Annotated in this window: 9 protein-coding genes and 1 pseudogene; 5 read left to right on the top strand and 5 right to left on the bottom strand. The window is 71.3% G+C overall.

Translation table 11 applies throughout. From position 1 onward, the window contains the following. Positions 1-55 precede the first annotated feature (55 nt). Positions 56-1528 (top strand): hypothetical protein, encoded by a 1473-nt coding sequence (locus PH203_RS25610; protein WP_289922830.1) that lies wholly within the window; start codon positions 56-58, stop codon positions 1526-1528. A gap of 471 nt (positions 1529-1999) precedes the next feature. Here PH203_RS25610 and PH203_RS25605 read toward each other — a convergent pair whose 3' ends face one another. Genes PH203_RS25605 through PH203_RS25595 form a run of 3 tightly spaced genes read right to left on the bottom strand, consistent with a single transcriptional unit; the run spans position 2000 to position 6062 of the window. Then, positions 2000-3211, bottom strand: a complete 1212-nt coding sequence (locus PH203_RS25605; RefSeq protein ID WP_289922829.1) for a hypothetical protein — start codon at positions 3209-3211, stop codon at positions 2000-2002. Further along, entirely contained in the window at positions 3208-4833 is a 1626-nt protein-coding gene (locus PH203_RS25600; protein ID WP_289922828.1) for a lipopolysaccharide biosynthesis protein, read from the bottom strand. The genes PH203_RS25605 and PH203_RS25600 overlap by 4 nt, the downstream gene beginning before the upstream one ends. Beyond that, positions 4830-6062: a glycosyltransferase gene (locus PH203_RS25595; RefSeq protein ID WP_289922881.1), complete on the bottom strand. Its 1233-nt coding sequence runs from the start codon at positions 6060-6062 to the stop codon at positions 4830-4832. Before PH203_RS25595 ends, PH203_RS25600 begins: the two co-directional genes overlap by 4 nt. A gap of 288 nt (positions 6063-6350) precedes the next feature. Between PH203_RS25595 and PH203_RS25590 the strand changes: the two are divergent. After that, a pseudogene (locus tag PH203_RS25590) lies at positions 6351-7571 on the top strand (transposase). 102 nt (positions 7572-7673) lie between these two features. Next, the gene (locus PH203_RS25585; protein WP_079310266.1) at positions 7674-8126 is read left to right on the top strand and encodes an adenylyltransferase/cytidyltransferase family protein; all 453 of its coding nucleotides are present in this window, start codon (positions 7674-7676) and stop codon (positions 8124-8126) included. Here PH203_RS25585 and PH203_RS25580 read toward each other — a convergent pair. Then, positions 8089-8832 (bottom strand): CDP-alcohol phosphatidyltransferase family protein, encoded by a 744-nt coding sequence (locus PH203_RS25580; protein WP_289922827.1) that lies wholly within the window; start codon positions 8830-8832, stop codon positions 8089-8091. The two genes, PH203_RS25585 and PH203_RS25580, sit on opposite strands and share 38 nt — an antisense overlap. A gap of 279 nt (positions 8833-9111) precedes the next feature. On the opposite strand from PH203_RS25580, the gene PH203_RS25575 reads away from it, so the two are divergent. Both PH203_RS25575 and PH203_RS25570 read left to right on the top strand, forming a co-directional pair. Beyond that, on the top strand, positions 9112-10119 hold the full coding sequence (locus tag PH203_RS25575; protein WP_289922826.1) for a LacI family DNA-binding transcriptional regulator: 1008 nt from the start codon (positions 9112-9114) through the stop codon (positions 10117-10119). A gap of 77 nt (positions 10120-10196) precedes the next feature. Beyond that, entirely contained in the window at positions 10197-12239 is a 2043-nt protein-coding gene (locus tag PH203_RS25570) for a glycoside hydrolase family 31 protein (protein ID WP_289922825.1), read from the top strand. A 64-nt stretch (positions 12240-12303) separates the two neighbouring features. On the opposite strand, the gene PH203_RS25565 is transcribed toward PH203_RS25570, so the two are convergent. Beyond that, a complete protein-coding gene (locus PH203_RS25565; RefSeq protein ID WP_289922824.1) occupies positions 12304-12885 on the bottom strand; it encodes a chorismate mutase in 582 nt (193 codons plus the stop codon). Positions 12886-12888: the final 3 nt, after the last annotated feature.

Below are 12888 nucleotides of genomic sequence, written 5' to 3'. Positions count from 1 at the left end.
CCGTACCTCGCACACAAATCCGTAGACTCTGTGAACTAAACGTAGAGGGGGGCTCATGTCGGCGGTAACTCTGGCTGCGCGACGGCCCGTCGAGGCCACCACCGGCGGCTCACCGCGCGGCGCGCTCCGCCGTGTCCTCGCACTGCCCCTCGTCCTCAGCCTCACCGTCCTCATGCCGGCGTTCGTCGCGCTCCAGCCCGGCGCCGGTCTGCGCGACCAGGTGTTCTGGCTCCAGCTGGTGCTCACCGTCTACTCGGGCGCCCGGCTCTCCGCGATGATCCTGGGCCGGCACCGCAAGCTGCTCCAGGGCACCTTCTGGCTGTTCGTCTACATGGCGATGGGCATCGCCGCGCTCGCCCAGGTCGTGGTGGGCAAGACACCCGTGCCGGTCGCGGGGTCGCGGTCCGATCTCGCGGCCGCCGTCGCGCTCGTCCTGGTGGCGTGCGTGGCCTTCGACGCGGGGGCACTGCTGGTCCGGCCGGGGGCGCGGTCGACCGCGCGGACCGTCTTCCGGCCCGCGATGGTCTCCCGGCGGCGCCTGGCGCTGCTCATCGCGGTGGCGTTCGTCGGGAGCGGGCTGTTCGTGATGAAGCTCGGCGGGCTCTCGGTGTTCTTCGCGAGCCGGATGGAGATCAACGAGTCGATCGCGACGAGCGGCATCTCCACGCCCGGCTCCCAGGCGAGTACGGCGATCCTGCGCGGCTTCGGGACGGTCCCGGCGCTGCTCGCGCTGATGGTGGTGACCCGCTGGCTGATCACCTCCCCGCGGGCCCGCAGCAGGCCGCTGCCGTGGATCGCGCTGGTGGCGCTCGTCGGCCTGAACGGGATCGTCAACAACCCGATCTCGAACCCGCGTTACTGGTTCCTGACCGTACTCCTTGCCCTGCTGTTCACGGTGTTCCCGCAGAGCCCGGCGATGTACCGGGCGGCCCTGTCCCTCGGTGTCGCGGCGGCGGTGCTGATCTTCCCGTTCGCCGACAAGTTCCGCTACGACGAGGCCAACACGAGGGCCACCGAGACCAGTTCGGTGCTGGACCCGCTGGTGCTCAAGGACTACGACCAGATGGCGATGTTCGCCAACACCATCACGTACGCCGACGCGGGCAACGGCCACACCTACGGCCGCCAGCTGGCCGGCTCCGCCCTGTTCTTCGTGCCCCGCTCGGTGTGGACCGACAAGCCCAAGGACACCGGCGTGATGGTGAGTGAGTGGATGGCGGCCGCCAACACCAACCGCTCCTCACCCCTGTGGGCCGAACTCTGGCTGGACTTCGGCCCGTTCGGGATGGTCGCCGGATTCGGCCTGATCGGCTGGGCCTCGGCCCGGGTCGACCGCCGCTACGCCCGCACGGTGGTCCGCCCCGGCCCGACGAGCATCCTGACCCTCGCCGTACCGCTGGTCGCGGGCTACTCCTTCATCCTGCTACGGGGCCCGCTGCTGCAGGCCTCGGGCCGGGTGGCGATCGGGATCATGTGCCTGGCGCTCATCACGACACTGCGTCCGGAACGGTGGCGGCAGCTGCGCTGACGGCCCCGCCATGGGGTCACCGGCGCCGGCAGCCGCGCCGACCTGCTGCGGCGCGAGCACCCTGGGTCCAGCCCCGAGCTTGCAGGAGCTCGACCTGGTCGCCTCTCTGCGATTCGCCGGCCTGGCGCTCATCACGACCCTGCGTCCGGGGCGGTGGCGACAGTTGCGCTGAGGGCCCGCCGCTCGGGCGACCCCTGCCGGGAGCGGTGGCGACAGACACACCGACCCGTTGCGGCGCGGGCGCCCTGGTGACCTGGATCCATGCCGCCGCGCCCTTCAGCCATTCTGCTGCCGGGGCCGCTGCTGCAGCGTCGGGGCGGCCGGCGATCGGGATCATGTGCCTGGCGCTCATCACGACACTGCGTCCGGAGCGGCGGCAACAGTTGCGCTGAGGGCCCGCCACCGGGCCACTGACGCCGGGAGCCGCGCCGACATACCGGCTTCGAGTCGCCGAGAAGGCCCCGCAGGGGTTCAGTGTGCCGCGTCCGGAGCGGTGGCGACAGCCCTACCTGCCTGGTGCGGTGCGGGCGCCCTGGTGGTCTGGATCCATGCCGCCGTGCCCTTCAGTGCCGAGCCCAGGCACAGGCCCCAGGCGGCGCCCTCGACGCCCGTCCAGGCGTAGCCGGCGAGCAGGAGGCCGGCCGAGACCGGGGAGAAGGCCAGCTGTACGGGCATCGTGGCGCGGGGCGAGAGGACGCGGAGGGCGAGGAGGCCGCAGACGCCGAAGGCCATCGCCGCGTACTGGGCGCCGGTCGCCGGGAGGACCTTCGACGCCGACTCCCAGGTGTCGCCGAGGAGTTGACGGCCCCAGCTGCTCGGCAGCGCGTACAGCGCGGCTCCCCAGCCCGCCGCCACCGCTGCCAGCGCGGTGCCCGCCAGCAGGGCCGCCTTGCGCGGGGCAGGGTGGCGGTTGAGGAGGGGTGGTCCGAAGCCGGTGGCCGCGTTGAAGGCCACGTTGAGGGGGCCGAACAGCGTGGTCGCCCCGCGCAGGGCGCCGACCGCGAGCGGGGTCGCGAAGAGGCCCAGGGCGAGGACGGCGAGCTGGCTGGTGGCGTTGCCGACGCCGAACTCGACGAGGAAGCGCCGGCCGAGGTGCCCTCGTACGAGATAGCGCCTGAGGTCGGTCCGCTCGCCCTTCGTCTGCGTCCGGAGCAGGAGCAGTGCCAGCAGGAGGGCGGGGAGTGCGGACAGGCCCCACACCAGCGTCGTACGGGCCGCTGAGGTGTTGTCCGGCTGGAGGAGGAGGGCGGGGAGGACCGCCCCCAGCCTCAACGCGTCCGTCGCCAGCGCCAGTTGGGGCTTACGGAGGACCGAGAAGCAGTAGCGCAGGGTGTCCTGGGTGAGAGTGATCGGGAGGACCAGGCCCAGAGCCGCGAAGACGGCGGCGTCCTCGGTGGCGAGGAAGGCGCCGCCCGCCAGCAGCGCACCGAGCACGGTCGAGGCGGACGCCGTGAAGGCGACCGCGCCGCGGCACGGCGGCCGCTCCTTGTGGAGGACGAGTTCCTGGCCGACGTACGCCCCGAAGCCGCCGAGGAACACGCTGAAGACGACGTAGGCCGTGGCGAAGAGGGCGAAGGTGTCGGCCTCGCTGTGGCGGGCGACCAGGACCAGGACGGCGATGTTGGTGAGCGCGCTCACCGCCTGGTCGAGGACGGAGCTGACAAGGGCCGTGCGGGCCCTCACCGAGTACCCGAGGAGAGGGTGTCCCGGGTGACGGATTCCGGGCTCAGGGTCGGGTTCGGGATGGCGGCGGTCTGCTGGGCCACCCGGCGGCGGGCCCGGCGCCGGCTGCCCGCCTGGTGCAGGACCGCGCCGAGGACCTGGCCGCCGGCGCCGTCGATGAGCTCGCGGATGCGCTCCAGTGCCGTACGGGCGACCGTGCGCGGGTCGCAGACGACGACCACGCCGTCGACGCGGTCGACGAGGGCGAGCGCGTCGGCGTAGGAGAGGACGGGCGGGGCGAGGACGACGACGGTGGTGTTGGGGGCGTCGGCCTGGTCGATGAGGCGGGTCGTGGCGGCGGAGGTGAGGGTGCGGGCCACGTGCGGGACGCGGACGCCGGGGACGAGGTCGAAGGTGCCGGACTCACCCGCGTCGACGGTGATGTGGCGGCCGCCGGGCCATGGGCTGCCGTCGAGGGGTTCGCGGTCGGCCCAGGCGGGACGGGCGCCGGGCGCCTCGGGCAGACGGCGGGCGAGGTCGGGGTGGCGCAGGTCGGCCTCGACGAGCAGGGCGGACATACCGGTCTCGGCGAAGCAGGCGGTGAGGTTGACGGCGACGACGGAGGCGGTGGTGCCCTCGCCGCCCGGCTCGACGACCAGGAGGCGGCGGCGGTCGGCGAAGTGCCGGTCGTAGGCGAGCCGGAAGGCGACCGAGCGGTACTGCTCGGCCAGTGCCCCGTCGGCGGCGAGGAGCGGCTCCTCCGGGACCCTGGGCAGGCTGCCGAGGACGGGGGCGCGCAGGGCGCGGGAGACCTGGTCGGCGGAGCGGGCCGCCGGGTCGAAGATCATCCGCAGCCAGGCGCCGAGCAGTCCGAGCGCGAGGCCGACGACTCCGCCGAGGGCGATGAGCATGGGCGTGCCGAGGCCCTCCGCGACGGCGGGCTCCTCGGCCTTGACCGTGATGTAGCCCGGGGTGGTGTCCAGGGCCTTCAACTCGGATATGTCGTTGGTGAGTTCGGCGATCTGACTGAGCAGGTTGGCCTGTGCGGCGAGCGCGGTGCTCTTCTCGGTGTCGCCTTCGAGCTGGTCGATCTGGTCGAGGAGGTCCTCGCGCTGCTTGGCCAGCGGGTCGAGCTGCTTCTTGTATCCGGCGATCATGTTGGTGACCGTGCCGGTGGTCTGGGTCTCGCGGTAGTCGAGGTAGGCCTGCGCGAAGGCTTCGGCACCCGCGGCGGCCCTCTGGGGCGTGGCGCCGACATAGGAGAACTTCAGGACCAGGGTGTCCGGCGGGTTGGTGACCTGCAGCCGCTTCTGCAGATCCCCGGCCTCGTCGGCGTCCAGGCCGAGCTTGTCGGCGGCGCGCTCGGCGACCGCGTTGCCCGCGGCGGTCTGCCGCTCGCTGCCGATGTTGATCTGCTTGTCGACCGAGACGCCGTTGGTGGCATACGGGTTGATGGTCGCCGCCCGCACGAGCACCTCGCTGGAGGACTCGTACGTCGCCGTCGACCCGTAGGCGAACCAGCCCCCGGCGAGCAGCCCGGCCAGCAGTCCCCCGGCGACCAGCACACGGTGCCGCAGAACCTGCTGGACCTGGTCGCGCAGGAGCTCGGGCTCGTCCTGCTGCCCGCGGATGTCGTCGTTCATTCCGGTGCCGCTCCTTCGTGCGCGGTGCTGCCGTTCGTGCCGAGTGCCTCGGCGAGGAGGTCGTCCAGGCGGCCGAGTCCGGCCGCGGCGCTGAGGTGTTCGTCCACGTAGACGGGCCCGCGGGACCCGAGTCGGTCCGCTTCGGCGGGGTCGGCGGCGAGTTCCTTGAGCGCGGCGAGGAGCGCGGCCGGGTCCTCCGGGGGCACCAGGACGCCGGCGCCGGAGCGGCGCACCTCGTCGGCGGTGCCGCCCTCCGCGGCGACGGAGGCGATGACGGGCCGCCCGGCGGCGAAGTAGGAGGTCAGCTTGGAGGGCACGCTCATGTCGAGCACGGACGCCCGCTGGGTGACCGCGAGGACGTCGGCGGCGGCGAGGACGTCCGGGAAGTCGGCGGTCTCGGCGGGCGGGAGGAAGTGCAGGTTGGGGATGGAGCGGGCGCGCTCCTGGAGGGCGGCGCGCTGGTTGCCGTCACCCATGAGCACGAAGTCGACCGTGGGGGCGAGGCGGGCCGCGTCGACGAGGACCTCCAGGCCCTGCTTGAGCCCCATGTTCCCGGAGTGCATGACGACTTGACGGTCGGGGGCCCAGCCGAGCCGGGCCCGGGTCTGCGTCCGTGAGGCCGAAGGACGTGACACGTGCGACCAGTTGGGGACGAGGCGGATCCGCCCGGGGTCGACGCCCATGGCCTGGATGCGGGGCCGGAAGCTGTCGTGGATGACCCCGACGAGCGCGGCCCGGCTCAGCGCGTACCGCTCGGCCCGCGCCGCCACCGCCGCCGCCCGGTCACCGCCGCTGATCCCGCTCTGCGCGGCCGCCGCCCCCATCAGGTCCTGCACGACCGGCACGAACGGCACCCGGTGCCGGGCGGCGATCCGCGCGGCGACCACCGCTCCGGCCAGGCTGGGCATCTGGGCGACCACCGCGTGCGGGCGGGGCATCCGGGGCGGGGCCACCAGCTGATGGGCGAGCAGCGAGGCCTCGAACAGGGCCCGGCGCAGGGCGGTCTGCCGCGGCGGCACGGTGTGTTTGCGCCGATGCACGGTGACCCCCGCGCGGGACTCCGTCACCCGCCAGCGCCCCGCGTAGGCCGGGTCGAGCCGCCAGGACGGATAGTGCGGCATGCCCGCGAGGACATGCGTGTCGGCACCGCGCGCGGCCCAGTGCTCGGCGAGCTGGGTGGCGTAGGGGCCGATACCGGTGTGCTCGGGCGCGTAGTTGGTGGAGACCAGCAGCAGAGTGCGGCCGGTAAGCGGGTGCAGATGTGATGCGGATCCGGTCAACGCCGGTCCCCTTCCCCCCGGAAGTGATCCTTGACCACCTTAACTGTTCACCAGATCTCCAGGGGGGCTTCACCTGTTTCTCGTGGAGGTGCCACGAACACACGTACGCATGATCATCCTTCAGGGTGAGGGCTGCGTGATCTGGGCACACGCGTGCGGCGGCCGCACATATGGTCCTGCCGTCGGGCTCGGGCTGACATCGGCATCCTGACCTGAGGCTGCGACCGGGGGGGACAGATGACGCGTGCGACAGGGACTGCGGAGGCCGGGCCCGCCCGCTACACCTACCGGCTGCGCACGTCGTCGACCGCCCGCTCCGCGTTGCTGGCCGAGTGGGGTCGCTGCCGATGGGTCTGGAATGAGTGCGTCGCCAAGTCCAAGGCCACCTATCAGCACAACAAGACCACCGGCGAGAAACAGACCTGTGGCCCGGCCCCAGCTCGACAAGATGCTTACGGCGGCCCGGCAGCACATGCCGTGGCTGCGCGAAGGCAGCTCGGTACCACAGCAACAGAGCATCCGGGACTTCGGCAAGTCCCGTGCGAAGGCACAGAAGGACATCCGGGAAGGCATTCCGCAGCGGCAGCGGGCCGGGATGCCGAGACCCAAGAAGAAGCGCGAGACCTCACCGACGCTGAACTACACGAAGCGCGGGTTCCGGATCGATGGTGATCGCCTGCACCTGGCGGGCGGGATCGCCGTATCACTGGCGTGGTCAAGGCAGTTGCCGGCCGCACCGTCCTCCGTGCGCGTGTACCGGACAGTGTCGGCCACTGGTACGCCTCCTTCGTCGTCCTCGCCCGGACGGAGCCGCTGCCCGCTACGGGGCGGGTTCTGGGGGTGGACTGGGGGGTGAAGGAGATCTCGACCACCACCTCCGACGCCCATGATCTTCCGCATCCCCAACACGGCAAGAAGGCCGAGGAGAAACTGTGCCGCTACGACCGGATGATGGCCCGCCGTAGACCCGGGAAGGGCCAGGCCGCCTCGAAGGGCTACCGAGAAGCGAAGCGGTGGCGGGCGAAGACGTACCAGAAGATGGCACGGCAGCGGCAGGACACGGCTCGCAAGTGGGCCAAGAAGGCCGTGCGGGATCACGACGCGATTGCAGTGGAGGACTTCAGGCCGAAGTTCCTCGCCAAGACGCACATGGCGAGGAAGGCGGCGGACGCGGCGATCGGCGCCACCAAGCAGGCCCTTCTGGACATGGGCCGCAAACACGCGCGGGACGTACGCCTAGTGCATCCCGCGCACACCACGATGGACTGCGGCAGGTGCGGAGCGAGAGCCAAGCACGCCTTGCCGTTGTCAGAACGCACCTACACCTGCACCGCCTGCGGACTCGTCTCCCCCAGAGACAAGAACTCCGCACGCGTGATGCTCGTCCGGGCAGGTCTGAACCCAGCTGGTGACGAGGGCGTGAGACCTCCTGGAGCGCAGCTCCAGGAGGCTGCCTGAGCCAGAAATCCCCGTTTCCTGCCCGGAGGGGAGCATTCAAAGTAAGGTCGTCGGATCATTAACCCGGACTTGGGTTGACGTTCATCCGTGGGGGGAGAACGCATGGTCCATCGTGTCGGCTACGCGCCCGGCGTCTACGACCTGTTCCACATCGGCCACCTGAACATCCTTCGACATGCCCGCAGCCAGTGCGACTACCTGGTCGCGGGGGTCGTCTCGGACGAGATGGCCGAGTTCGCCAAGGGCCGCAAACCGGTGATCCCGCTGCCGGAGCGGCTGGAGATCGTGCGCAGTGTGCGGCATGTGGATGCCGCGTTCGTGGAGACCGTGCCGGACAAGCTGGAGACCTGGAAGCAGGTCAGGTTCGACGTGATCTTCAAGGGTGACGACTGGCGGGGCACCGAGAAGGGCGAGCGCCTGGAGCGGGACTTCGCGACCGTGGGCGTCGAGGTCGTGTACTTCCCGTACACCGTGCACACGTCCAGCACCCTGCTGGGCAGGGCGCTGGACGCCCTGGTCACACCGGGATCCGGGGAAGCGCGGACAGCTCCCTGAACCATTTGCCGAGGAACGCCACGAGGAACAGTGCGTGCACGACGGCCAGGGCCGTGTAGGCCGCCCGGAACACCTCGGGCGCGCCGAGAGTGAGGAAGACCAGGCAGAACACCCCGTAGTCCACCGGGAGCAGGGCGATGGCCCGTACCCGGGAGGGCGGAGCCGCCGGGGTGCCGCCGGCCCCTTCGGCGGGACGGCCCCGCTTCAGCTGCTCGGTCAGCAGGCCGCCGCAGAAGGTGACCACGGCGGCGAGCTGGAAGCCGAGCGGGATCAACAGCCAGCCGTCACCGGGGAGTTCGAAGAACCGGTAGAAGGCGATCAGTACCGCGGTGTGCAGCGCGACCATCTTCGCGCAGTCCACGACATGGTCCAGCCACTCCCCCGCGGGCCCGCCCTTGCCGGTGAGCCGGGCGAGCTGGCCGTCCGCCGAGTCGAAGGCGAAGCCGACCACCAGGGCCGCGTACACCGCGAGCGCGAGGGGCCAGGACGGCCGCACGAGCGCCACCGCGGTGATGCCGGTGAAGGTGAACGCCGCGCTGATCAGCGTGACTTGATTGGGCGTCAGCCCCATCCGGTAGGCACCGGCCGCCAGGATCCGCCCGGCCGGCCGGTTCACGTACCGGGAGTAGAGCGACACCCCCTTCGCCGATTTCTGCGCCCCTCGCAATGCCGTCAGAGTCCCCACGAGCCCCCCTCGTGTCCCCATGCTGCGTCAGTGAACGCCATGATGACACGGGGTGAACGGACGTTCGGGACACTGGTCGATGTTGATGGAGTACACCTTGGCGTCGAGGCGCCCGCTGCCCTTGGAGACGTCCGCGCCGGAGACATGAGAGCCTGGGTGCACCCCGGCCCGCAGTCCGTGTCGAAGCGCTTCGACAACCTATGGACACCCACCCCCGCTGCGGCTACTGTCGAACCAACCCCACCCGCCCATATTCGCACCGCGCACTGTCGAAGCGCTTCACAAAGCTTGGAGAGCTGGATGGTCACCCTCGCCGAGGTCGCCCAGCACGCCGGAGTCTCGGCGAGCACGGTGAGCTATGTCCTCAGCGGCAAGCGGTCCATCTCCGGAGCCACCCGGCAGCGGGTCGAGCAGAGCATCCGCGAGCTGGGCTACCACCCGAACGCGGGCGCCCGCGCCCTCGCCAGCAGCAGGTCGAACATCATCGCGCTGATGGTCCCGCTGCGCACCGACATGTACGTACCGGTGATGATGGAGATCGCCATCGCCGTCGCCACCACGGCCCGGACGCACGGGTACGACGTCCTGCTGCTCACCGGCGAGGAGGGACCCGACGCCGTACGCCGCGTCACCGGCAGCGGGCTCGCCGACGCGATGATCCTGATGGACGTCGAGCTCGACGACGAGCGCCTGCCGCTGCTGCGCGGCACCGACCAGCCGTCCGTCCTCATCGGCCTCCCCGCCGACACCACCGGACTGACCTGCGTCGACCTGGACTTCCGGGCGACGGGCGCGCTCTGTGTCGAGCACCTCGCGATGCTCGGCCACCGCGACATCGCTGTCATCGGCGAGGCCCCCGCGGTCTACGAACGGCACACCGGCTTCGCCGAGCGCACCCTCGACGGGCTCCGGTCGCGCGCCCAGGAGCTGGGCCTACGGCTGCTGCACCGGCCCTGCGAGGGCGGGTACGACGCGATGGCCGTCACCCTCGCCCGCATCCTCGACGAACGCCCGGCCACCACCGGCTTCGTCGTGCAGAACGAGTCCGCCGTCGAGCCGCTGCTCGCCCTGCTCCGCCAGCAGGGCCGTGCCGTGCCTGAGGACGTGTCGGTCGTCGCGATCTGCCCCGACCAGGTCGCCACCCAGGCCTCGGTGCGGCTCACCTCGGTCGCCATCCCCGCGCAGGAGATGGGCCGGCACGCCGTGGAACACCTGGTGGCCAAGCTCGACGGGCGCGGCAAGGACGAAGTCGTGCTCCTGGCACCCGAGTTGACGGTCCGGGCGAGCACGGGTCCGGCACCGGAGTAGTCCAGCAGCCCCTAGTACCAGGCGTTTCCGCCCTCTCCAGGGCACCCCCATGTCTGCACTCCTCCAGGAGCACACACGTGAATCAGCCTGCCGAAAACCAGACCCGGGTAAGCCTCGCGCAGTCGTCTCCCACCGTCGGCATGTTCCGTGAGCGGGACGGCGCTCTGGAGTGGAGCGGCCGTCAGGAGACCCTCCGGATCGAGCCCTGGGGCCCGGACGCCGTCCGGGTACGGGCCCGGCTCGGCGGACCGGTCCTCGACGGACTGCCGGGTGCGCTGCTCGATGAGGCGCCCGCCACGTCGTACACGGTCAAGATCGAGGACGGTCAGGGGCAGTTGACCGTCGGCAGCCTCACCGTCGTGGTCAACGGCGAGGGCCTGATCCGCTTTCTGCGCACGGACGACGGCGGCGAACTCCTCGCCGAGGAGCGGGCCCACTTCTGGTGGCCGGGCTCGCGCCTCTACACCGCCGTCGGAGGCGGCCATCACCGGCTGGAGCAGCGGTTCGCCGCGTACGACGACGAGAAGCTGTACGGCCTGGGCCAGCACCAGCACGGGCGCCTCGACCAGAAGGGCCTGGTCCTGGACCTGGTGCAGCGCAACGCCGAGGTCGGCATCCCGGTGCTGACCTCCAGCCGCGGCTACACCCTCCTCTGGAACAACCCGGCGATCGGCCGTGTCGAGCTCGCCCACAACGGCACGCGCTGGGTGTCCGACTCGGCCCGGCAGATCGACTACTGGATCACCGAGGGCGCCCCCGCCGACACCCAGCGCCGCTACACCGCCGTCACCGGCCGCACGCCGATGCTCCCTCAGTGGGCGGCGGGCTTCTGGCAGTGCAAGCTGCGCTACCGCACCCAGGACGAACTCCTCGCCGTGGCCCGGGAGTACAAGCGTCGCGGGCTGCCGATCTCGGCGATCGTCTGCGACTTCTTCCACTGGACACACCTGGGCGACTGGAAGTTCGACCTGGCCGAGTGGCCCGACCCGGCGGCGATGGTGCGGGAGCTGGAGGAGCTCGGCATCAAGCTGGTCGTCTCCGTCTGGCCGTCGGTGTCCCCGCTCTCCGAGAACCACCAGCTCATGGAGCAGCGCGGCTACTTCATCGGCACGCAGTACGGTCCGATGGCGCACGCCGACTGGCCGGACAAGGAGGTCGCCTCCACCGTCCAGGTCGCCTTCTACGACGCCACCAACCCCGAGGCGCGGGACTTCATGTGGTCACGCGTCCGCGACAACTACCTCACCCCGTACGGCATCACGGCGTTCTGGCTGGACGCCTGCGAGCCGGAGCTGAAGCCGGGCTTCCAGGAGAACCTGCGCTACTGGGCGGGCCCGGGCCTGGAGGTCGGCAACAGCTACCCGGCGGAGAACTCCCGCACCTTCTACGAGGGCCTGCGCGCCGAGGGCGAGGAGGAGGTCATCACCCTCAACCGGTCGGCGTGGGCGGGCAGTCAGCGCTACGGGGCTGCCCTGTGGTCGGGGGACATCGGCACCGACTTCCCGACCCTGCGCCGCCAGATCGCGGCCGGTCTCAACACCGCCCTGTCCGGCATCCCCTGGTGGAACACCGACATCGGCGGCTTCCACGGCGGCGACCCGGACGACGAGGCGTACCGCGAGGTCATGGTCCGCTGGTTCCAGTTCGGCGCCCTGTCCCCGCTGATGCGCCTGCACGGCTTCCGCGACCCGGGCATGCCGCTCGGCCCCGAGATGACCGGCGGCCCCAACGAGGTGTGGTCGTACGGCGAGCAGGCCGGCGCGATCCTGGAGCGGTATCTGCGGCTGCGCGAGCGCCTGAAGCCGTATGTCCTGGAGGTCATGCGGGAGGCCCACGAGGAGGGTCTGCCGCCGATGCGGCCGCTGTTCCTGGAGTTCCCCGAGGACCAGGCGGCCTGGTCGGTCGACGACGCGTATCTCCTCGGCGCCGACCTGCTGGTGGCCCCGGTGCTGACGGCGGGCGCGACGGCCCGGACGACGTACCTCCCGGCGGGCGCGACCTGGACGGACGCGTGGACCGGTGAGACGTACGAGGGCGGGACGACCGTGACGGTCGACGCCCCGCTGGACCGGATCCCGCTGTTCCTGCGGGACGGGGCGCGGCTTCCCGTGGCGGAGTAGCGGAGTAGCTGTGCACAAGCGTGCGGCCGGTCCCGATAGGGGAGGGACCGGCCGCACGCGCGTGTCAGCGGCAGACGGAGTCGAGCGAGCGGACGAGCGCGGCGGTGTGCAGGAGGTCCGGGTGCTTCTCGTGGTGGACCTCGACCACGGCGAGGGCGAGTTCAGGGCGGCAGCCGGCCGAGGACCGGTCCGGGGTGGTGTCGGCCAGGGCGGTGACCAGACCGGTGTTGATGCGGTTGATGGTCTGCCGTACGACGCTCAGGTCCGGCTTGGTCGTCGGCGCCTCGTCGGGGTGGGCGGTCCAGCGGCGGAACAGGGCGCGCTGGACGGTCTTGTTGGCCTCGATCTGGTCGCGGAAGACGGCCCGGACCTCGTCCGGATCGGCGCCGATCTGCTGCGCCTGGGCAGCGACGGAGTCGAGGACCTGCTGTTCACGGGCGGGGTCGTCGATGGGGCTGTCGGTGCCCCACTTGGCGGCGGCCACGAGGTCGGCGGTGGCGAGGCGGTCGGCCGCCAGGGACGCGACGGGCAGCAGGGGGGAGGACGCGGGGGCCGCCGTCGCGCTGCCCGAGGAGGCGAGCAGCGCGGCGGCGGCGAACGCGGTGGTGATGAGGGGGGTGATGATGCGGGGGGTGGTGATACGCATGGG

It is taken from the genome of Streptomyces sp. S.PB5, from assembly GCF_030403745.1.
GTDB lineage: Bacteria > Actinomycetota > Actinomycetes > Streptomycetales > Streptomycetaceae > Streptomyces.
The sequence above is the reverse complement of the archived record's forward strand: the minus strand, read 5'-3'. Positions and strand labels throughout refer to the sequence as shown.

Bases quoted from the DNA above. Each gene is read 5' to 3' on its own strand.
- PH203_RS25580 (WP_289922827.1), bottom strand. From the start codon at position 8,832: ATGGGGACACGAGGGGGGCTCGTGGGGACTCTGACGGCATTGCGAGGG.
- PH203_RS25575 (WP_289922826.1), top strand. From the start codon at position 9,112: ATGGTCACCCTCGCCGAGGTCGCCCAGCACGCCGGAGTCTCGGCGAGC.
- PH203_RS25565 (WP_289922824.1), bottom strand. From the start codon at position 12,885: ATGCGTATCACCACCCCCCGCATCATCACCCCCCTCATCACCACCGCG.
- PH203_RS25585 (WP_079310266.1), top strand. From the start codon at position 7,674: ATGGTCCATCGTGTCGGCTACGCGCCCGGCGTCTACGACCTGTTCCAC.
- PH203_RS25610 (WP_289922830.1), top strand. From the start codon at position 56: ATGTCGGCGGTAACTCTGGCTGCGCGACGGCCCGTCGAGGCCACCACC.
- PH203_RS25600 (WP_289922828.1), bottom strand. From the start codon at position 4,833: ATGAACGACGACATCCGCGGGCAGCAGGACGAGCCCGAGCTCCTGCGC.